Genomic DNA, 20,289 nt, shown 5'->3' with positions numbered 1-20,289 from the left:
GGGATAGTTATTGTATCGGTGAAGATCACTATGAAAAAGACGATCGACTTAGTCGCAGCACTTTTTCTTCATGACCGATAGATGATAGCCTATCTAAGGTTCAAATCGAGAGTTGACTCTTATGAGTCATTAGATTTAAAGATCTTTTGTCTCAGCGAAAGATCGCTAATTAAGCGTACTTTAGAGTGATCAGCTATTGGGTGAGAGCGAGTGCCTCTGGTCTGAATACGATGTAATCTTCATGGATTCGCCCTCCTTTTGCCGAATAGTTTAATTTATTATATATCAGAATTTGAAGGCTTCTAGCCTTTTGTGGATTTTTTGAATATTTTAGGAAGTTTTAAATCTTCAAAACTACGATATTAAGTGGCGACTCTTGTAAGGATGGCTTAGGTGGTGAGTGCTAAGTAGATGATCTAATGTTACGACGGTTTTCGGTTCATGGGCGGTTTTCTTTCGCAGCTCGCGCTTTTGCTGGCGTAGCATTGCTTTTGCTGGTTGTCTTGGGTTGCCAATTGGTTGTTCATTAATTCGTTATGCTCATCCGATTGGTCCTTTGGTGAACTGGGTTAGTGCCCCAATTCTCGCTGTAGCTGCGCTAGGCCGACAAATCCCAATTCAAAACCCTTTTGATGAAATCTTGAGAGCGAAAAATCTTTACCCTGAGCCTTTTTGGATGCTTCTCGGGTCGCTCGCCAGATTCGTTCTCCGATTTTATAACTTGTTGCTTGGGCGGGCCACCCAAGGTATCTGTCGATCTCACTGACTGCAAAAGCTCGTTCTCTGCCGCTAGTGGCTTGCAGCAGATTTATTGCATTCTCGATCGTCCAGGGTCCAGCTTTTAGAAAACGATGGCCAGGCGGTATCATAAATCCATGGTGAAGGCCAATGTCGATGACTACTCGAGCAGCTCTCATCGCCTGAGCGCTTAGCATCCCAAGTCTGTAGACCGGGTCACCAAGGTAACCCAACTCATCCATAAGGCGTTCGGCATAAAGTGCCCAACCCTCGATATGGCCAGAGATTTCGCCAAGGAGTCTGCTAAAGGAGTTGAGCTCCTCGCCCATGTAGGTAATGTATCCGATCTGTAGGTGATGGCCCGGCACGCCCTCATGGTATGCGGTTGAAACCTCTGTCCAAAGGGGAAAACGATTGCGTCCTAAGGTTGGATACCAAGTCCGCCCTGGGCGAGAGAGATCAGCACTTGGCCCTGTGTAATACATTGCCGCAGCACCGCCGGGCGGTGCAATCATGGCTTGGAGCTTCTGGATCGGGACAGGAATGTCAAAGTGGACTCCATTTAGCTCTGAAATGGTGTTATCTAAGAGTCCCTGGTTCCAGTCTCTGAAGGTCTCCACCCCTTCAATCACATATCCCGGTCGTTCGTCGAGAGCTATGAGCGCCTCTTCGAATGTAGCGTTGGGATATAGGTCGCGAGCGATCGAGACCATCTCGTCATCGATGCGAAAGACCTCATTCCACCCCCATTCATAGGCCTCTGTGGGATCTATTTCAATCCCGTTGAAGCGTCTGCACTCTAGAGCCCACCTATCAGGGCCGATTGCGTCTTTAGCGTTTGACCTTTGGGCGTAGAAACTGAGGTATTGCGCCAATTCGAGATATGCCAAAGATGCCACCTCGGCCCCGCTGGCAAGGTCGTTTTTGACTTGTGTATTGCTGCCTTCGTACTCGGTAATCAGGGATGCAAAGAAGCCAACATTGTCGCTACCGCCATAAGCGCGTGCCTGCTTTGCAACTTCACTTGCTTGACGTGGTGAAGCCGCAACGCCAAGGCGAAGTCCCTCTTCGAGACTTTTTTGATAGCCAATAAGAGCACTTGGTACTCGGCTAAGGCGAGCCGCTATGTCGCTAAAGTCATCGTCGGTCTCTTTTTTCATGAGGTCGAAAATTTGGCGAATTTGCTGTGGAGGGCTCTCTATTACATTTAGGTTTCTCAGGTGTTCTTTAGACTCAAAGAGATCAACTATCAGCCCGAGGCGTTCAACCATCGACTCCTTGGCGATTCGGTCTTTGTCATTGGAGATTGTGACCTTGGATAATTGGGCCAGAGTGGATATGGCGAGATCTAAAGACGCTCTGGCTCCATCGGGAGAATAGTCCCCGAAGCTATCGTTGGCTCCAGCTAGTCCAAAATATGTCGCGCTTGTTGGGTCAAGTTCCGTTGTTGCCTTTAGATATTGGTCTGCTATTTTGCCAAGTGAGATCTGCTCCACTGTGACTCCTCGAGATATCTTTATACCTGCTTATATGGCAAGGAATTTAAGTACGACTAAAATCTATTCGCCCAGAAGCGGTCTCCTTGGCGTATTGTGCTAAAAAGAAATGAACCTTAGCCGACTGAGGGGACGATAGCCTTTGATGGTTATGGCGCAGCCTTGGTGGCTGCAGCTAGGCCTTGGTAATTTTGAGATCTGAGTTTTTAATCTATTTGGATAAGATTTGTTCCAGCCAAGCTGCCCAGGTAAATCAAGCTGCCCAGGCACATCAGCTTTGCCAAGCTGAGCTAATCAAGATAGCTACGCCACCTTTTGAAGTGGGAATCGTAAGGAACGTTTTGTAGCTTGTTGATTTTTTGTAGTTCTGTTGGCTTCTAATCGCTAATTAGGAGGCCCAGAAAAGTTTTGGGAAAAGTTTTGGCCCTTAGGAGTTGGTTTGGTAGCCAAAATCCATAGGGTAGGGGAATTTGGCCAAATAGGTCAAAACCGCTTTTTCGTTAAGTTAGTCTTTGGCATGAAATTTTTTTTAGAAGGTCTGGCAAGCCTCGGTGATGACTCTAATTGGTTGGTCGATTCTCGTTCGAGTCTTTCGCGACATGAGTCTCTTGCGCGGGTAACCAATCTCCTAGGAGCGCTACAAGAGCACGATATCGCCCCAGATGACTTGATAGCAATCTTTTCTTTTAATCGTGTCGAGTATATGGAGACCCTGCTCGCAGCCACTGTAGGTGGGATTAGGTATACCCCGATAAATTGGCATTCATCGGCTCAGGAGCTGAGTTATATCCTAAGCGATGCCCAGCCTAAGGCTCTCTTTGTGGACTCTCAACTTTTTGAGATTGCTGGCAATGCGATTGCTCTGTCGGGCTATAGCGGGATTGTTTTTGAATATGGCGATCACCAACTGACAGATGCAATTGGATCAATCTCTTATGAGGACGCTATCTTGCACCCTGGAGTCCAAGGCGATTTGGAAGAGACTGTCTTTGGAACCCCGATGTTTTATACCTCTGGGACCACAGGCAGGCCTAAGGGGGTGAGGGGAAGTCTTTTGCCACCGGGCACAACTTTGTCAGCCTTTGCCCTAGCCTACAATGCGCGCATTGGAACTCCCCGTCCGGGCGTGACTTTGCTAGATGGCCCTATCTATCACTCTGGACAGTGGCTCTATGCCTTTTTACCCATGTTGTGGGGATCATCTACGATAATTCAAGGTAAATTTGATCCACTTGAAACTCTCAGGGCAATAGAGCGCTTTAAAATAACCAATATTCATTTGGTTCCAACGCAATTTGTGAGAATCTTAAAGCTTGATCCGCAGGTGCGCTCGTCGTTTGATCTCTCTTCTTTGGTAAAGATTTGGCACGGCGCAGCACCGTGTCCTCCGGTAGTCAAAGCCGAGATAATTGAGCTCTTTGGCGATTGTGTAACTGAATACTATGGTTCAACTGAGCTTGGCGTAAATACCATGATCACAGCAAGTGAGGCCGCTGCCAAGCCAGGCTCGATAGGAAAGGCCGTACCTGGAGTTGAAGTTGCAATCCTAAACGACGATGGCGAGCCTATGTCCGCTGGTGTTCCGGGAATAATTGCTGCTCGATCTCAACGGAGCTTTCACTATCACAATGAGCCTGATAAGACTAAGTCGACCATGATTGGCGAGGGATATTTCACAGTTGGCGATATTGGATACCTAGATGAAGACGGTTATCTATTTATCTCGGATCGCAAAATTGACATGATCATATCGGGTGGGGTAAATATCTATCCTGCCGAGATTGAAGCTGTCTTTCACAAACATCCTGGCGTGCTTGACGTTGCGGTGATTGGGATCCCAGACGATGAGTTTGGCGAGAGTGTTCTAGCAATCGTGTCACTGGTGGATCCAGAAAAAGCCACGGATGAGTTAGCAACCGAGCTAGCTGATTTTTGCCGGGCACATCTTTCGGGTTATAAGGTTCCTCGCAAGATTGAGTTTTCTGGTGAGATCCCTCGTTCTTTGGCCGGTAAGATTCTGAAAGCTCAGATCCGCGCGCCTTATTGGATCAACACCTCGCGCAAGATTTAGAGGTTGTGCAAAGGGCTGTTTTTGCGATTTGTCGGTGGGTCAATTTGCCAGTCGGTGGCGATTTTTGGACAATGATAGCTTTTTATAGCCATAATGGTGAAATTTGATCTAAAAAACAAGTTAATTAGCCTTTCGGTTGGCAATTCGGTAGTGGTTTATGCCTATTATAAAGAGCCGTGGAACGTCCTTATCGAGTAGTAGTAGGCAAGCCTGGCCTTGACGGTCACGACCGAGGTGCAAAGGTTATAGCAAGAGCGCTTAGAGACGCAGGCTTTGAGGTAATTTATACAGGACTTCATCAGACGCCCGAACAGGTCGTGCAAGCTGTAGTCCAAGAGGATGCTGACGCCTTGGGCCTCTCACTTTTGTCTGGGGCACATATGACATTGGTGCCCAAGGTGATATCAGAGCTGAAGAACGCAGGTTCTGAGGATGTCCTAATAATCGTTGGTGGTATCATCCCAGAGGCTGACATCATTCCACTCATGGAGATGGGGGTGGCTCAGGTTTTTACTCCGGGAAGTCCGCTGGCGACTATAGCTAATTGGCTAGAGGTCGCATTGGATGAGCGCGAATCGCAACTTCATTAATCGAATTGACCCAAATTGTTGGTGGATTGAAAACACCGCGCTTGCAGGGACTTTAGCGATCGATTTGGTTTAGCGCCAATCATGTCTGAGAATGTCATATAGGAAATGTCTAAATAACTATTGAAGAGTTAGAGAAAGTAGGAAAGTGGATCTTTTTGAATACCAGGGCAAGCAATTCTTTGCTCAATACGGTATCGCTACATCACCGGGTGGTATCGCAGAGACGGTCGACGAGGCGGTTCGCCAAGCTGATTTAGCAGGGTATCCAGCTGTAATCAAAGCGCAGGTGCAGGTCGGCGGTCGTGGAAAGGCTGGCGGAATCAAGATTGCCAACAACCAAGACGAGGCTCGTTCGTATGCCGGCGCAATCTTGGGAATGGACATCAAAGGTCATCTCGTCAAGCGAGTATGGGTTGAGCATTCTTCTGATATTGCCAAGGAATATTATGCAAGTTACACCTTGGACCGCGGCGCCAAGAAGTATCTTTTGATGCTCTCAGCACAGGGTGGCGTGGAGATTGAAGATGTCGCCAAGAGCGCCCCTGATGCCATCGTCTATGTTCATATCGATCCGGTTGATGGAATATCAAATGACCAAATTCGAGAAGCGGTCACGGGTGCCAAGATCGACCCAGAGGCCTTCGAAGGAGTGGTAGAGGTCTTAGAGAAGCTCTATGGCGCATTTGTCAAGGGTGACGCTGACCTTGCTGAGATAAATCCACTTATCCTAAATACCCAGGGCCTGGTGCATGCTCTTGATGCAAAGGTCTCTCTCGATGACAATGCAACATGGCGTCATCCGGAGTGGGCAGATTGGGCGTTGACTGTTGAATATGACGGTAGGGAACGCTTGGCGAAGGAGAAGGGCCTCAACTACATTGGTCTTTCGGGGACCGTTGGAATTATCGCCAACGGCGCTGGTCTAGCTATGTCTACTTTGGATGTCGTAAACCAAGTCGGCGGATCTGCAGCAAACTTCTTGGATCTAGGCGGTGGCGCTAGCGCTGACACCATGTCGGCAGCGCTTGAAGTTATAAACACCGACGAAAACGTCAAGGTAGTTCTTGTGAATATCTTTGGCGGTATCGTGCGATGTGACGAGGTTGCAAATGGAATTATCGAGGCACTAGGTCGTGTGAAGTTGACCGCACCTATTGTGATACGCCTCGATGGCACAAATGCAGAGGTTGCACGTGAAATACTTGCGCCTCGTGAGTCGGAGAATTTGATAGTTGAATCGACGATGCTTGGCGCAGCTAGACGAGCCGTTGAGATCGCTAATAAGGGAGCTTAGTTGAGTATCTTTGTTGATGAAAATACCCGTGTCATCGTCCAAGGATTGACTGGGGGCCAAGGTAGATTCCATGGCCTTAGAAACCGTGACTATGGTACAAAAGTTGTAGGCGGTGTTACCCCTGGTAAGGGGGGCACGGACGTCGATGGCATTCCAGTCTTTGATACCGTCGAAGAGGCGGTGGCGCTTACAAATGCCAACGCCAGCTTCATCTCGGTACCGCCACGTTTTGCTGGTGGGGCAGTTTTGGAGGCCGCAAAGGCCGGAATCGCTCTGGTTGTTTGTATTACCGAATTCATACCAGCAAAAGATGAGGCGTTTTTCTATAACGTCCTTGTCCGAGATTACCCGGGGACCCGATTGATTGGACCAAACTGTCCGGGAATTATCTCTCCAGGAAAGTGCAATATTGGAATTACATCTGGTTCCATTGCCTTAGCTGGGGGGCCCGTGGGGATTGTCTCACGATCTGGAACTTTGACGTATCAGGCGATTCACGAACTATCCCAACAAGGCATCGGCCAGACGACATGCGTGGGTATTGGGGGCGATCCCGTACCGGGTACGAACTTCATAGACTGCTTGGCTGCCTTTGAAGCCGACCCAGAGACTAAGGCTGTCTTGATGATCGGGGAGATCGGTGGGACTGAGGAGGAGAAGGCTGCAGCTTTTATTAAAGAGCACTTTTCTAAGCCAGTCGTAGCGTATATTGCTGGTCAGACCGCTCCGCCGGGGAAGAAGATGGGCCATGCGGGAGCTATTATTTCAGGCTCGCAAGGAACAGCAGCGGCCAAGATGGAGGCGTTAACGGCTGCGGGGGTAGTCGTCGCCGCAAATCCAACTGCTGCCGGTGAAAAGATGGTCGAGATAGTTCGGGCCTTCTAGAAGCTTTTGGATCTAGTAAGCTTGCGTGGTTTTAGCGTACTTGGTGGCCCGCGAGAGGGCATTTGAGCAAAATAAGTTCACGCATTTTGGGGAATCCGTTACTGGCCCGTTGTCTCAAGGAGATTCTTGAGGTAACGGGCCAGCTTGATTTGTAGCCATGTCATTTTGCGCGCTGACCTTAATGGAGTTGATTTAAATTGGAGAGTTTTGGAGGTTGTGCTCCAAAACGATTTGGACCAGCTGTTCCTGGAAGAACGGTAAAGATGAACAGTATGATTGGGCCGAGAAGTGGTATGAGGCCAATCAGAGCCGTGTATCCAGAACGGTCAATATCATGGAGCCTGCGTATTGCCATTGAGAAGCTTGGAATAATCGATGCCACTACAAAGAGCTGTAGGGATCATCGACTGGGGACAATGCTCGGTGATTATTTGTCTAGCTCTCTGATTTTAGGCGTGATCCGGTAGCATAAATCATATTCAGAAGTTGTGACGTGGCGACTTCGGTTGCTTTGGCAAGTTGCGAGGTTTTTACTGTGGGTGGCGACAAGGAGCGACGCGTATTAGTCGTTGATGACGAAGCGAGCATAGTCGATCTAGTCACGATGGCTCTTTCGCTTTTGGGCATGACTACACGAGGTGCCAAATCCGGTAAAGAGGCTCTGTCGATGGTCGAATCTTTCTATCCTCATCTGGTCGTTTTAGACGTGATGCTTCCGGATATGGATGGTTACGAGGTGATGCGCCGTATGTCTGAGTCATGGCGAAGTGCATCAATTCCTGTTCTTTTGCTAACTGCACGGCGTGGCCTTGACGATCGAATTTCTGGCCTCAAATCAGGTGCGACAGATTACGTCGTGAAGCCCTTTAGCGTCGAGGAACTTACCCTTAGGGTGCAGGGCATTTTACGGCGAACAGTTGGCGACGGTCCGGATGGCTCGAGCGTTAGTGTCGGTGATTTGATTTTAGATACCGATACACAAGAAGCTCGCAGGCGGGGGGTCTTGCTAGATCTCACCCCTACTGAATTTAAGCTCCTTCGGTTTTTGATGATCAATGCCGGTCAAGTGGTTACTCGTTCTCAAATTCGTGATCGAGTCTGGGAACATTCTCAAGATGACGTCTTTAACCAGATAGCTGTTTACATAAGTTATTTACGTAAGAAGATCGATGCATTGGGACCTTCGATGATTCGAACGGTGCGAGGCATTGGCTATAGTTTGAGGGCGCCGGTGAATGATTCGAATGGCGCCTCTGAAAGCACCTCATGACTCTTCGGACTCGATTAATAGCTTTGATAGTGGCGGTGGTCCTTCTTGGTTTTTCAATTGCCGATTTTGTAACCTATAAGTCCATAAGTTCATTTTTGGATCAGGGTGTAAGCCATCAGCTCGATTCGGCATCATTTCCAATTACGCGTTCTCTCGCATCGATAGCAGGAGTTACTCTGCCTGGGCGGCCTTTATCTCGTTTAGGCGGGGCTCCCGGGGGGCGCGGACCTCTCGTAGGGGTTGCTTCAGGCAATGCAGCCGGAACATTGTTTTCTCCAAACCAGTCGTCTCCAAATGTGCCTCCAGCACCTGGGGGGCGACGAGTGCTTATTCCACAGGGTACATTTGGCGAGCTCCTGAGCCCGCAGGGAAGGGTCTTGTCGCGACTGTTTTATGGCTATGGACAAGATACGCCATCGTTTCCATCCATAGAAAAGATCGCGCTCTCGGCGATGGTGGGACCTAATCCAACTAAGTATTTCTCAATTACAAGTACAGGCTCTGGGGCGGCACCTTATTCGGCACTTGTTGCGCGGTTGGCCAACGGAGTCGGGGTTGTTATTATTGGCGTGCCGATGGCGGTGGCCCTGGGAACTCTACATCGTCTTTTATTGGTAGAGGCGGGTGTATCTCTTGCCCTTCTGGTTGCTTTGGGCGCCATAGCTTGGTTCATATTGAGGCGGGATCTTAGGCCACTTGTTGAGGTTGCGAATGCGGCTAAGGAGATCGCCCAAGGGGACCTTGGTCGACGTGTCCCCGAAGTTGGCAGCAATGCTAAAGACGAGGTGGTTCAACTTGCTAGGTCATTCAATGCTATGGTTGCCGAGATTGAAGGGGCCTTTGGAGAAGTTGCGGAGTCCGAGGGAAAGTTGCGCCGCTTTTTGGCAGATGCCTCCCACGAACTAGGGACTCCTCTTTCTTCGATACTTGGTTACTCTGACCTCTTTGAACTTTGGAAGAAGGACGATAGATACGACCTAGATATAGCGTTTCGCCACATTAGAGAAGACGCGAATCGAATGAAAAATTTAGTGGATGATCTATTTTCTCTGGCGCAATTCGACCAAGAGCGGCCACTTGAGATTACCACCTGCAACCTGAGTACCATCGCTTATGAGGCAGTGGCAGCACTTAGAGTTACCAATCCGAATCGAACGATTACTCTGGAGGGGGCAAAAGAGTTGCTCCTTCAAGGAGACAATTTTCGCCTTCGGCAGGTCATTGATATTCTTTTAGTAAATGCCACAAAGCACACTCCAAGCCATGTGGCGATTTCGCTTGACCTTGCACTCGAAGGCTCTGACGCCTTTATAGTTGTTCACGATGACGGTCCTGGTATCGATAAGGATTTAGCCGATACTATTTTCCAGCCCTTTGTCAGAGGCGACCGCTCTCGCCAGCGACATAGTGGTGGAGCCGGCCTTGGTTTGGCGATTGCCCAGTCGATAGTGACCGCTCATCTAGGAGAAATTTCACTTGAGCCAGGGATCGGCGCCACTTTTATCGTCCGAATTCCGATTAGGCACAGTCAGAATTTTTAACTATTCAACTCCAGGTAGACTTGGTTGGGTCTTGGATAAAGGTTTATTTTTTGATTCTGCCTCATTGAGAGATTTGTTTCAAGTTTTTTGAGCAATCGGCGGCCTTGAGATTGCAATTTGAACTTTTGGATTGAGATCGATTCCGATATCGTGATCTAATAGTGATGATCTTTTACGATCACGACTTCCACTAGCTAGGGCCAAGGCTAGCGATTTTTGCATCGTGTTTTCTCGTGTGCTCTTGTGTTTTGTGCCAAGATGGAAGTGTTCTTTAGTCATTTAGACTTTTTAGAAATAATCTGTCTTTCTTTTTTTGCTTGCCGGGCTCGAATGGCAAGCAAATGGGAATCAGATAGGGCGTTTGTTTCCAAGCAAGTGAGAGAATGTCCTCGCCTTTTGGTGCTGTGCAAGCTTTGTTGAATGTCGCAAAACCAAGGTTGAGTTTGCCCGAGATGCCTATATGAGCTTTTGATGGGTCGTAGTTTGTACGTGATTGGACACTTTGTTTCTTTGCACCTTGGGATTAGGTACTTCTTGGTAGCGGTTTGAGCCCTGCTGTGATCTAGGCTCTATTGGGTGAAAATTGCGGTACTAGCTTCTGGAAGTGGTACCATTCTCGATGCCATGGTTGGTTGTGGTATAGATGTCTCTCTAGTTCTGGTCGATAGACCTTGCAAGGCAGAGGGATTGTCCATAGACCATGGTATAGCGCTTTCGAGTTGCTATCGACGGGACTTCTCTCGATCGTTCGATAGAGTGGGCTATACCAATGACGTCCTATTTGAATTGGTTGCAAATGGCATTGAGCTCATCGCGATGGCTGGTTACGGAACCATTCTCGAAGAACCGATTCACGAGCGCTATGCCGGGCGAATTCTAAATACCCATCCCTCTCTTCTGCCAGCATTTGCAGGATGGCATGCTGTAAGCGAGGCCCTCAAATATGGAGTGAGGGTCACAGGATGCACTGTCCATCTAGCCACTCTTGCAGTTGATGCCGGACCGATATTGGCACAAGAGGCTATCGAGGTTAACTATGGTGATGATGAGTCTTCGCTCCATGAACGAATAAAGAAGGTGGAGCGACGCTTGTACCCACAGACAGTTGCAGCCTATAACGACTATCTTGACACCAATTTTGGTGGATCTTTTTTTGAGTACCAAAAGATGATCCACGATGCTAATTCACTAGGAAAGACCAGGGAGAAACGATGAGAGCTTTGCTTTCTGTATATGAAAAAGATGGAATTGTAGATTTTGGGCGTGGCTTGGTCGACCTTGGCTACGAGATTATTGCATCGGGTGGCACCTCTAGGGAGTTAGCTGCTCATGGCGTTGCTCACATGAGCGTAGAAGATGTAACTGGTTTTGCTGAGATGTTGGATGGGCGAGTAAAGACTCTTCACCCAAAGGTCCATGCGGGGATTTTGGCGGACCGTTCAAAGCCTCAACATCTCTTGGATATCGAGTCACTCGGGATCGAGACGATAGACATCGTGGCTTGCAATCTGTATCCTTTTGCTGGGTCGCCCAGTATCGAGACTATTGACGTTGGTGGCCCTTCGATGATTCGAGCAGCTGGCAAGAATCACACCTTTGTGAGCGTCTTGGTCGATAGCAACGACTACGAGCCTGTATTGAAGGCGCTTGCCGAGGGCGGCTCGGTCGACTATGAAACCAGAAGGGCCCTTGCGGCAAAGGCATTTGATCATCTTTCGCGATACGACCGGCTTATCTCTCTATGGCTAGGCGGAAAACAAGAGGACGCTTTGGCTCTAGATGATGAGATAGCACCAGTACTGATGAAGAAGTCATCTTTGCGTTACGGTGAGAATCCTCATCAAGACGGTGCTCTCTATACTAGGGTGGGTCGTCCAAGTTGGTTTGAAAGTATGGTTCGCCATTCCGGAATGGAATTGAGCTATTTGAATCTATTTGATGCAGATGCAGCTTGGCGCCTCGTTCATGAGCTTGGTGATTCACCTAGTGCGGCGATTATAAAGCATGCAAATCCTTGTGGAGTTGCAACTTCTACTGTCGATATTTCACAGGCCTACTCGCGAGCATTTGAGTGCGACCCGATTTCAGCCTTTGGAGGCATCATTGCACTAAATCGCCCGGTCGATATGCACCTAGCGCAGGAGATGGCCTCTAACCCTAAGGCTGACGTGGTAATTGCGCCCTCTTATGAAGATGGAGTCATCGAATTTCTCTCCAAGAAGCGAAAGAATACTCGATTTCTAACGGGCGAACCCCCAGAGGTGCCAGCCCTTCAATTCAGATCTATTGGGGATGCTATCTTGGTTCAAGCGCCTGATACGTTTGTCACTACCAAAGAGCAATGGAAGGTGGTGACTACGGCTCAGCCGGATCCGTCTCGTTGGGAAGAGATTGAGATGGCATGGAAGGTTTGCGCCAAGACCTCTTCCAATGCGATAGTCATCGTATCAGAGGGTGCGGCTATTGGCATTGGTGCTGGCCAGCAGAATCGTTTAGATTCCTCTAGAATTGCGATCGCTAAAGCCAAGGAAAAGGTAGTGGGATCCGTAGCTGCATCAGATGCTTTCTTTCCGTTTCCCGATGGAATGCTTACTCTAGCCGAGGCTGGCGTCTCGATTATTATCTCTCCAGGTGGGTCAATCAATGACGCAAGTGTAATTGAAGCCGCAAACGACGCCGGAGTCGTTTTGATCTTCACAGGCGAGCGCCATTTTAGACATTAGGCACTGGATTACCTGTTGGCTGGTGGGTTCAAAGGAGTGTCATTCGACTTTCTTGAACCCAAGTCATTTAGATATCTTTTTGGAATGAAATATTGATCGGGGAAAGTTATTATGGCACTAATTCTTGATGGCAACGCGCTAGCTTCGATAATCAAAACACGTCTCAAGGATGAAGCACAAGAGTTGCTCACCGCTGGCATAAGACCCGGTTTGGGCACAATCTTGGTTGGATCAGATCCATCGAGTGCTCGTTATGTCGCAATGAAACACGCCGACTGCGCAGAAGTCGGCATCGAATCCTTTCATTGCAAGTTAGATCAAGATGCCACGATGGAAGAGCTGTTGGAGGCTATTGACCTCTTCAACGGTGATTCGAATGTCGACTCCATTTTATTGCAGCTTCCGCTTCCCAAACATCTAGACCAACTAGCCGCCCTTCTAGCGATCGACCCAAACAAAGATGTGGATGGCCTTCACCCAGTCAACTTGGGAAAATTGGTGATGTCAGAGCCAGGGCCACTTGCGTGCACCCCCGCTGGTATCGTGGAACTCCTAATCCACTATGGCATTGAAATTGCACATAAGCATGTAGTTGTGGTGGGACGGGGGCTCACTATCGGTCGTCCCCTGTCGCTACTGCTTGCGTCCAAATCCCCAAACTGTAATGCGACGGTAACTGTAGCGCATACCGGAACGGCGGACTTGGGATCAATTACGCGCCAGGCAGATATCCTTATTGCAGCCGCTGGCGTTGCCGACATTATAACTGAATCCATGGTGAAGGAAGGAGCGGTGGTTGTTGGCGCGGGAACACCTTTTGTTGATGGAAAACTTCGCTCTGATCTTTCGGATTCGGTGGCAAAGGTAGCATCAGCCATTACTCCGAGAATTGGTGGTGTGGGCCCGATGACTAGGGCTATGTTGTTGGTGAATGCCATTCAAGCCGCTAAAGGTCGTTTAATATAGTTGCTGTCTCGCTCGAGACAATCAGTAGAAATGTGAAAAACTTAGTGCGTGTCGATCAGCTTATTTCAAGTGCTTCGAGGCCCCTCTTTTCGGTTGAGCTTTGGCCGCCGCGTAACGTTGAATCAGAAAGAAGATTGACCCAAGCGCTGTTGGAGCTCTCTGAGCTTTCGATCGATTTTGTGTCCATAACCTACGGAGCCGGTGGGTCTACTCGGGAAAATACTCACGACCTGGTTGTCAAGCTCGATCGCGAGTATAGTTTGACTGCGGTGGCCCACTTGGTGACAGCGGCCCATTCCAAGGTAGAGATTGATTCTATTTTGAGCCGATATGCCAAAGGGGGAATTGTAAACCTTCTGGCGCTTCATGGAGATCCGCCACTATCTGGGAATGATCAACTTCTCGACGGGGAGTTTCCTCACGCTATTGACTTGGCACGTTACGCGATTGAAAAATACGATATGTGTGTTGGGGTGGCTGCCCACCCTCAGGGGCATCCAAGTGCATTTGACAGGGAGAGCGATATTCGCTTTTTGGCCGAGAAGCTTGAGGTCGCACACTTTGGAATTACCCAATTCTTCTACGACTCAAATTACTATTTCGATCTGCTCTCGCGACTCGATAGTATTGGGATCCAAAAGCCAATAATTCCAGGGATTATGGCTCCGACGAGTCTTTCAACGCTCATCAAGATGTCGGAGTTGTCCGGTGCTGAGATACCAAAGGTTGTTTTGAATCGTCTGAACCGCTATCAAGGTGATCCTCAATCGCTCAAGAAAGAGGGAATAGAGATAGCGATTGAACTGTCTCAAGAACTTCTCGATGGTGGCGTGGCTGGAATTCACGTCTTTACGATGAATCAAGCCTCGACCACCAAGGCCATATATTCAGCGCTATTTCCAGGCCGGTCCGCCGCTTCTAAATAGTCGGATTTTAATCTATGCTCATGAAATCGCCGTTATGCTCCCATTCAATCATCTCTTGGCTAGCGGTTTTTTGGTCATATGCATATACTTGGTTTTTTGGGAATAAGATCTGCCTCTGCCCCCATTGCTAAAGACCAAGAGCTCATTTTTCACGCTTTTCACCCAGCCAGGGAGTGCGATTTATTGGTTTAGATCTAGGGTTTGGATCGAGTTTTGTTGGCTTAAACCTTAGGTGATAGACCATACGAGAATCTCGTTTAGGCAATGGAGTAAAAAAGGAGTAAAATCGGCTGTTATGGCAGAGAAAATTACGATGTCCCCTGACGGGACGCTCAATGTACCAAATGATCCCATCATCCCATTCATTGAGGGTGACGGAATAGGGGTCGATATTTGGCCGGCTGCACGTCTAGTGATGGACGCCGCCGCCAAGAAGTATGGCAAGAACGTTGCGTGGAAAGAAGTTTTGGCGGGTGAAAAAGCATTCAAGGAGACGGGCAGCTGGCTCCCTGAAGAGACGGTCTCAGACTTTCGAGATCTCCTCATCGGCATCAAGGGGCCTCTTACTACCCCAATTGGCGGTGGCATTCGTTCTTTGAACGTGGCACTACGTCAGATCCTCGATCTTTATGTTTGCTTACGACCGGTGCGATGGTTCCAGGGGGTTCCATCTCCGGTACTGCATCCCGAGAAGGTCGATATGGTTATCTTTAGAGAGAATACCGAAGACGTCTACGCTGGTTATGAATTTGAAGAGGGTAGCGAAAATGCAAAGAAGCTCCTTGAATTTCTAAGAGAAGAGTTTGGCTGGGATATTCGACGAGATTCCGGTGTTGGTGTAAAACCTGTCTCAGAGACCGGATCCAAGAGGCTTGTTAGGGCTGCGGTTGAATACGCTAAGGCTAGAAATCGCAAGAGCGTTACCTTGGTCCATAAGGGCAATATCATGAAATACACCGAAGGCGCATTTAGAAACTGGGGATACGAGGTCGTTCGTGACGAGTTCTCAAATATCGCAGTGGGCTGGGATGATTGTGGAGGAGATCCAGGCGATAAGATTCTCGTAAAAGACGCTATCGCCGACATTACCTTGCAGCAAGTTCTCACTAGGCCGGACGAATTTGATGTTATCGCAACCTTGAACCTAAACGGTGACTATCTATCAGATGCTCTTGCTGCTCAAGTGGGTGGAATTGGCATTGCTCCTGGCGGAAACATCAATTATGTTACTGGTCATGGAATCTTCGAGGCAACTCATGGAACTGCTCCAAAGTATGCTGGCCAGGATAAGGTCAATCCAGGTTCTGTGTTGCTCTCAGGGGTAATGATGTTTGAGCATCTCGGTTGGCAAGAAGCCGCCGATGACATCGTCAAGGCCCTTGAAGCCACAATCGGCGACAAGATCGTGACCTACGACTTTGCGCGGCTAATGAAGGGTGCTACCGAAGTGAAGTGCTCAGAGTTCGCTTCAGCGATTGTGGATCGCCTCTAGTTTTTCAACGCCACGGAAACTCTGCCTCTATGGCCAAGGATCTTTGATCCCAACTAACAGGCAGTTTCCGTGGCGTCGCTATGTGCTTTTTGATAATTTAGAATTTTGAATAGGAGTCATCAATGGCAAACAAGCCAATTTCGGTAGCTGTGACTGGCGCTGCCGGTCAGATAAGTTACTCTCTACTTTTTAGGATTGCATCTGGTGCTCTCTTTGGGTTAGATCAGCCGGTTTCGCTGCGCTTGATTGAAGTGGATCCAGCGTTGCGAGCTCTAGAGGGTGTCGCAATGGAGCTCGACGATTGTGCATTTCCACTTTTGGATAGCATCGAGATGACCTCGGATCTAAAAGTCGGTTTCGACGGTGTGAACTGGGCTATCTTGGTCGGAGCAATGCCCCGAAAGGCTGGGATGGAGCGAGGAGATCTTCTCGGAATCAATGGGAAGATCTTTGGGCCACAGGGTGCGGCGATTGCCGCTCATGGAGCTTCTGATGTAAAGGTGTTTGTAGTTGGCAACCCGTGCAACACCAACTCAATGATAGCTCGTGACGCAGCCAAGGATCTTCCGGCGGACCGCTTCTTCGCGATGACTCGTCTTGACCAGAACCGGGCCAAGAGCCAGTTGGCCAAGAAAGCGGGCGTGGCCGTAACCGAGGTCTCTAACGTTGCGATTTGGGGAAACCATTCGGCGACACAGTTCCCAGACTTTCTAAATGCTAGAATCTCTGGTCGTCCTGTTGTTGATGTGATTGAGGATCATGATTGGCTCCACGGTGACTTTATCACCACCGTTCAAAAACGTGGTGCTGCCATTATTGATGCTCGAGGTGCATCGTCAGCTGCATCTGCAGCGAGCGCGGCTATCGATTCAATAAAGTCAATTATTACCCCGACCCCAGAGGGTGACTGCGTCTCTTTGGTGGTACCGAGTCGTGGTGAGTATGGAATTGAAGAGGGGCTACAATTTGGCTTCCCAATTCGAAGCGATGGTACATCATGGCGCGTTGTAGAGGGTTTTGACCTTGACGACTTTGCCAAGTCTAAGATCGCAATTACAACCAATGAACTCATTGCTGAGCGTCAAGAGATCAAGGCGATCTTGGCTAACTCCTAGGGGACTATCTCTAGATTTGGTCTAGTGATGGGTTGGCGTGGCCGATCAGGTTGCGCTAACCCATTTTTATATTGGACCTCTGCGTGGTATCTCGAAAAGTCAGAGGTTGCTACTTTGTCTGGAAGATATCTCAGTGGTTGATCTGATCTTGGCTTGATGATTCTCATCCTTGATCCGCAGTGGTTTCAAACCCCGACCAAGCTGGCAAATTATTTTCCACATTTACCAAGATTGACACGGTATCATTTTCCTGATGTCGCCGCCGGATCCTTCTCTTGTGATATTTAAAGTGCTGCCGATTGAGGTGGTCGCCTGCCATGGGAATGCGTTCTTCGATTTGGGGTACTTTTGAGATGGCCGATCAAGGTCTGTCTCTTTCCATAGACAGAGACAGTTTGTTATATTGTCGATCAAATCCAACTTAATCGGAGGCAGCGCAGAGGGTTAGGTCTCTTTGAAACCATGGTCTTATGAACAAAGGCCTAGTTGTAGCGTGATAAAGGTGAATGAGTAACTCTCAGAGTCGATTGCCCTGTCGTCATCTCTGTAGAGATGAGAGGTACTTGAGGATCTCTGGTGTTGTTACTACGTCTGCATATTTCGCATTTAAATCAAAGAGGTTGGCTTCTTGTATCTGCGGACTTCTATCTCCAACGCCATCCCTAGCGACAATGGAGTGAAATCCCATTGAAATTGCATCAGTTGCACTGGCTCGAACGCAACCTGAGGTTGAAACGCCACAAAAGATCGTAGTGTCGATATTTGATGCATTTAGGGTGGCAGATAGAGAAGTGCCATAAAAGGCACTAGCGTACTGTTTGGTGAGGACAAGATCTCCAGGAAGAGGCTTGATCTCTTGTGTAAATTCACAGTATTGCGAACCTCGCAAAAAGGCAGAGAGGCTCGGTACCTTCTTCCAAAATAGACCCCCATCAAGGCCATCATTTTGGTATTCAACCTTAGTGAAGACGACCAAGACGCCATGGCTGCGTGCAGCCTCTATGATTTCATTTGAATGCGCGACCACTGATTGGTAGTCTCCAAAAAGCGGTGAACCTTCTCTTAGATATGCGCTGACCAGGTCTATTACGATGATTGCTGGGGTATTGCCGAACCCTACAGTTCCGTTGAAGCCTGCTTTTTGGTAGTCTTGTTCGTCTTTTGAAAAGTCTTTACTCAATTGCAAAGTCCTCGGTGTCTAAGGTGGTCTTGGTCTATGAGAGGTATTGGGACGGGATTATCCCATTTGATCAAAGCGACAAAGTGCGTTTTAGGATTCCTTTGCAGTTTGTCGCTTTGACCTTGAATGGGTTATGCCAGCTTAGGTAAAGACTGGATCGATTGGTGCGATCAAGCCAGTCTCGGCCTCGCACCGCTCCTTTAGATCGACAATCTCGCCACCTCGATTGAATACCTCTAGCCCAGGGCGACTCTTGAGAAGTTGAGAGCGTAGTTCTGCTGTGGCATCTTCATCTAGGCTAAAGTCTTGATTTAGTACGACGCCATAGTTTCTAGCTCCAGCAACGGTTATAAGTCCCCGCTTTAGTTCTAGCGCTACCAGTTCTGGATCTCTGATGAGGGGATCGCCCCATCCTCCGCCGCCCCATGTGACGTAATGGAGCACATCATTGACGTTAACATCAACGTTGTCGCACTTGGACGGCAGTATCTCTTTTGATCCGTTGGATCTTATGAGATACTTCGTACTACGCATTCCTGGTTCGCCACCATTTACGCCCCAAGGATAGGTGAGCCAACGGTCGTCATGGATAGAGATGGTTCCAGGCTCAAGAAAGCGATATGCAATATCAATTCCATTTCCGCCCCGAAAGAAGCCAGCACCACCAGAATCTGGTACGGTCTCATAGCTCTCTATTACCAATGGGAAATAGGCCTCTAGAAATTCATTAGGCACATTTGTAAATGAGGGCCAAAGTGAATGGCCATCTGGGCCATCTCCAAAGGGACGTCCGGGGATCCCGCCGAAGCCAATTTGATAGAGCTGGAACCATTCGCCATTTCGATCCGTTCCCGAATACATGAGGTGTGGGGAGGAAGAAAAGCCAGCAGCGCATAGAAATTCAGGTTGACGTTGACCAAGCAGGCCGCCCAATACGTCAAAGATGCGTCCAAGGCCGTGTGTTCGACAGGAAAGGGCTGCCGGATATTCGGGCTTGAGCAGAGATCGGTTTGGAATGCGTACCTCAACTAGGGGATAGAAGCCGTCATTCCAAAGGATCTGAGGATCAAAGACCATTATCATGTAGATTCCAAAGAACATCTTGAACATGTTTACGTTCAAGAAGAAGTTGATTGGACCTATCGACTGAGGGTCGGTACCCTCAAAGTCCAAGACTACATGATCCCCCTCTCGCCACATCGTACAGTGGATCTTGTATGGTCCATTTCCGAGGCCATCATCGTCGATGTAGTCGGTGAATGAGAGCTTTTCTGTCGATATAGTATTTTGAATGAGTTGGCTCATTGCTCGATAGTTTCTATCCAGAAGTGCTTCAAGCGTGGAGATGTAGATATCGGTTCCAAACCTCTGGCATAGTTCGACCACTCTTCTTCCTGCCGTGCGACAAGCTGCGACAATTGCATTTAGATCGGAGCGATTCCACTGTTTCATCCGAACTTGATTCAAGATCAAATCCAGCAATTCGGTGTTTAGTTGACCTTTGTTGTAGATCTTGATCGGTGGAATTACCACCCCTTCTTCGTGTATTGAATGGGCATCGGTTGGTAGAGAACCTGGGACCTTTCCGCCTACGTCCGTCATGTGTCCAAACATTGCAGACCATCCAACTGCGCGACCATCTAAAAAGATGGGCATGAGCACTAGCCAGTCATTTGCATGCGAGATAGCTCCGTCACATGAATAGGGGTCTGAAGTTAAAAAGACATCGCCCTCTTCTATGTCGCCAGCATAGTTGTCGAGAAAACCCCCGATAAAGGAGCCAAATTGTCCAACGACCATTCGTCCTTTGTGGTCTGCTATCAGAGGGAACTCATCGTGTTGTTCTCTAATACCAGGGCTCATGGCAGTTCTAAATAGGACTGCGTCCATCTCATAACGAGCGTTTCTTAGTGCGTTTTCAATGATGTCAACGGTAACAAGGTCGACATCGACGCTTTTGAATCCGTCAGTATTCGTTTCGATTATTCGTGCCATAGAAGAA

General features: G+C 48.6%; 15 protein-coding genes and 1 pseudogene. 12 read left to right on the top strand and 4 right to left on the bottom strand.

Annotated elements, in window-relative coordinates:
- Positions 1-569 precede the first annotated feature (569 nt).
- Positions 570-2,234: a DUF885 domain-containing protein gene (locus ACIDITHRIX25_RS79055; protein ID WP_201733299.1), complete on the bottom strand. Its 1,665-nt coding sequence runs from the start codon at positions 2,232-2,234 to the stop codon at positions 570-572.
- Positions 2,235-2,751: 517 nt separating this feature from the next.
- Between ACIDITHRIX25_RS79055 and ACIDITHRIX25_RS79050 the strand changes: the two genes are divergently transcribed.
- From ACIDITHRIX25_RS79050 to sucD, 4 genes and pseudogenes are all read left to right on the top strand, one after another.
- Positions 2,752-4,305 carry an AMP-binding protein gene (locus tag ACIDITHRIX25_RS79050; RefSeq protein WP_201733298.1) on the top strand — a complete coding sequence of 518 codons (1,554 nt, stop codon included), beginning with the start codon at positions 2,752-2,754 and terminating at the stop codon, positions 4,303-4,305.
- 176 nt (positions 4,306-4,481) lie between these two features.
- Positions 4,482-4,895 carry a cobalamin B12-binding domain-containing protein gene (locus ACIDITHRIX25_RS79045; RefSeq protein WP_052606577.1) on the top strand — a complete coding sequence of 138 codons (414 nt, stop codon included), beginning with the start codon at positions 4,482-4,484 and terminating at the stop codon, positions 4,893-4,895.
- Between the two features lie 142 nt (positions 4,896-5,037).
- A pseudogene (sucC, locus tag ACIDITHRIX25_RS79040) lies at positions 5,038-6,189 on the top strand (ADP-forming succinate--CoA ligase subunit beta); the annotation flags it as partial.
- Entirely contained in the window at positions 6,190-7,074 is an 885-nt protein-coding gene (gene sucD, locus ACIDITHRIX25_RS79035) for a succinate--CoA ligase subunit alpha (protein WP_201733297.1), read from the top strand.
- A gap of 178 nt (positions 7,075-7,252) precedes the next feature.
- Here the strand turns inward: sucD and ACIDITHRIX25_RS000000104440 are convergent, their stop codons facing one another.
- Entirely contained in the window at positions 7,253-7,456 is a 204-nt protein-coding gene (locus tag ACIDITHRIX25_RS000000104440; protein ID WP_502756217.1) for a DUF805 domain-containing protein, read from the bottom strand.
- A gap of 153 nt (positions 7,457-7,609) precedes the next feature.
- Between ACIDITHRIX25_RS000000104440 and ACIDITHRIX25_RS79030 the strand changes: the two genes are divergently transcribed.
- The 8 genes from ACIDITHRIX25_RS79030 to ACIDITHRIX25_RS78995 all read left to right on the top strand — a co-directional run bounded on the left by ACIDITHRIX25_RS79030 (position 7,610) and on the right by ACIDITHRIX25_RS78995 (position 17,107).
- A complete protein-coding gene (locus ACIDITHRIX25_RS79030) occupies positions 7,610-8,344 on the top strand; it encodes a response regulator transcription factor (protein WP_052606594.1) in 735 nt (244 codons plus the stop codon).
- A complete protein-coding gene (locus ACIDITHRIX25_RS79025; protein ID WP_201733295.1) occupies positions 8,341-9,885 on the top strand; it encodes a sensor histidine kinase in 1,545 nt (514 codons plus the stop codon). The genes ACIDITHRIX25_RS79030 and ACIDITHRIX25_RS79025 overlap by 4 nt, the downstream gene beginning before the upstream one ends.
- 576 nt (positions 9,886-10,461) lie before the next feature.
- Positions 10,462-11,100 (top strand): phosphoribosylglycinamide formyltransferase, encoded by a 639-nt coding sequence (gene purN / locus ACIDITHRIX25_RS79020; protein ID WP_052606571.1) that lies wholly within the window; start codon positions 10,462-10,464, stop codon positions 11,098-11,100.
- Positions 11,097-12,608 carry a bifunctional phosphoribosylaminoimidazolecarboxamide formyltransferase/IMP cyclohydrolase gene (gene purH, locus ACIDITHRIX25_RS79015; protein ID WP_052606570.1) on the top strand — a complete coding sequence of 504 codons (1,512 nt, stop codon included), beginning with the start codon at positions 11,097-11,099 and terminating at the stop codon, positions 12,606-12,608. The genes purN and purH overlap by 4 nt, the downstream gene beginning before the upstream one ends.
- A 108-nt stretch (positions 12,609-12,716) precedes the next feature.
- A complete protein-coding gene (locus ACIDITHRIX25_RS79010) occupies positions 12,717-13,574 on the top strand; it encodes a bifunctional 5,10-methylenetetrahydrofolate dehydrogenase/5,10-methenyltetrahydrofolate cyclohydrolase (RefSeq protein WP_152626104.1) in 858 nt (285 codons plus the stop codon).
- A gap of 32 nt (positions 13,575-13,606) precedes the next feature.
- Positions 13,607-14,500: a methylenetetrahydrofolate reductase gene (locus ACIDITHRIX25_RS79005; RefSeq protein ID WP_052606568.1), complete on the top strand. Its 894-nt coding sequence runs from the start codon at positions 13,607-13,609 to the stop codon at positions 14,498-14,500.
- Positions 14,501-14,795: 295 nt separating this feature from the next.
- Positions 14,796-15,992, top strand: coding sequence for an NADP-dependent isocitrate dehydrogenase (icd, locus tag ACIDITHRIX25_RS79000; protein WP_052606567.1), 1,197 nt, complete (start codon positions 14,796-14,798; stop codon positions 15,990-15,992).
- Between the two features lie 122 nt (positions 15,993-16,114).
- On the top strand, positions 16,115-17,107 hold the full coding sequence (locus ACIDITHRIX25_RS78995; RefSeq protein ID WP_052606566.1) for a malate dehydrogenase: 993 nt from the start codon (positions 16,115-16,117) through the stop codon (positions 17,105-17,107).
- Positions 17,108-17,645: 538 nt separating this feature from the next.
- Here the strand turns inward: ACIDITHRIX25_RS78995 and ACIDITHRIX25_RS78990 are convergent.
- A complete protein-coding gene (locus ACIDITHRIX25_RS78990) occupies positions 17,646-18,287 on the bottom strand; it encodes an isochorismatase family protein (RefSeq protein WP_201733293.1) in 642 nt (213 codons plus the stop codon).
- A gap of 141 nt (positions 18,288-18,428) precedes the next feature.
- Positions 18,429-20,282, bottom strand: a complete 1,854-nt coding sequence (locus ACIDITHRIX25_RS78985; RefSeq protein ID WP_201733292.1) for a hydantoinase B/oxoprolinase family protein — start codon at positions 20,280-20,282, stop codon at positions 18,429-18,431.
- Positions 20,283-20,289: the final 7 nt, after the last annotated feature.

It is taken from the genome of Acidithrix sp. C25, assembly GCF_904848545.2.
The sequence above is the reverse complement of the archived record's forward strand: the minus strand, read 5'-3'. Positions and strand labels throughout refer to the sequence as shown.

Coding starts and splice junctions, on each gene's coding strand:
- icd (WP_052606567.1), top strand. CDS start 14,796: ATGGCAGAGAAAATTACGATGTCCCCTGACGGGACGCTCAATGTACCA.
- ACIDITHRIX25_RS78995 (WP_052606566.1), top strand. CDS start 16,115: ATGGCAAACAAGCCAATTTCGGTAGCTGTGACTGGCGCTGCCGGTCAG.
- ACIDITHRIX25_RS79050 (WP_201733298.1), top strand. CDS start 2,752: ATGAAATTTTTTTTAGAAGGTCTGGCAAGCCTCGGTGATGACTCTAAT.
- ACIDITHRIX25_RS79025 (WP_201733295.1), top strand. CDS start 8,341: ATGACTCTTCGGACTCGATTAATAGCTTTGATAGTGGCGGTGGTCCTT.
- purH (WP_052606570.1), top strand. CDS start 11,097: ATGAGAGCTTTGCTTTCTGTATATGAAAAAGATGGAATTGTAGATTTT.
- ACIDITHRIX25_RS78985 (WP_201733292.1), bottom strand. CDS start 20,282: ATGGCACGAATAATCGAAACGAATACTGACGGATTCAAAAGCGTCGAT.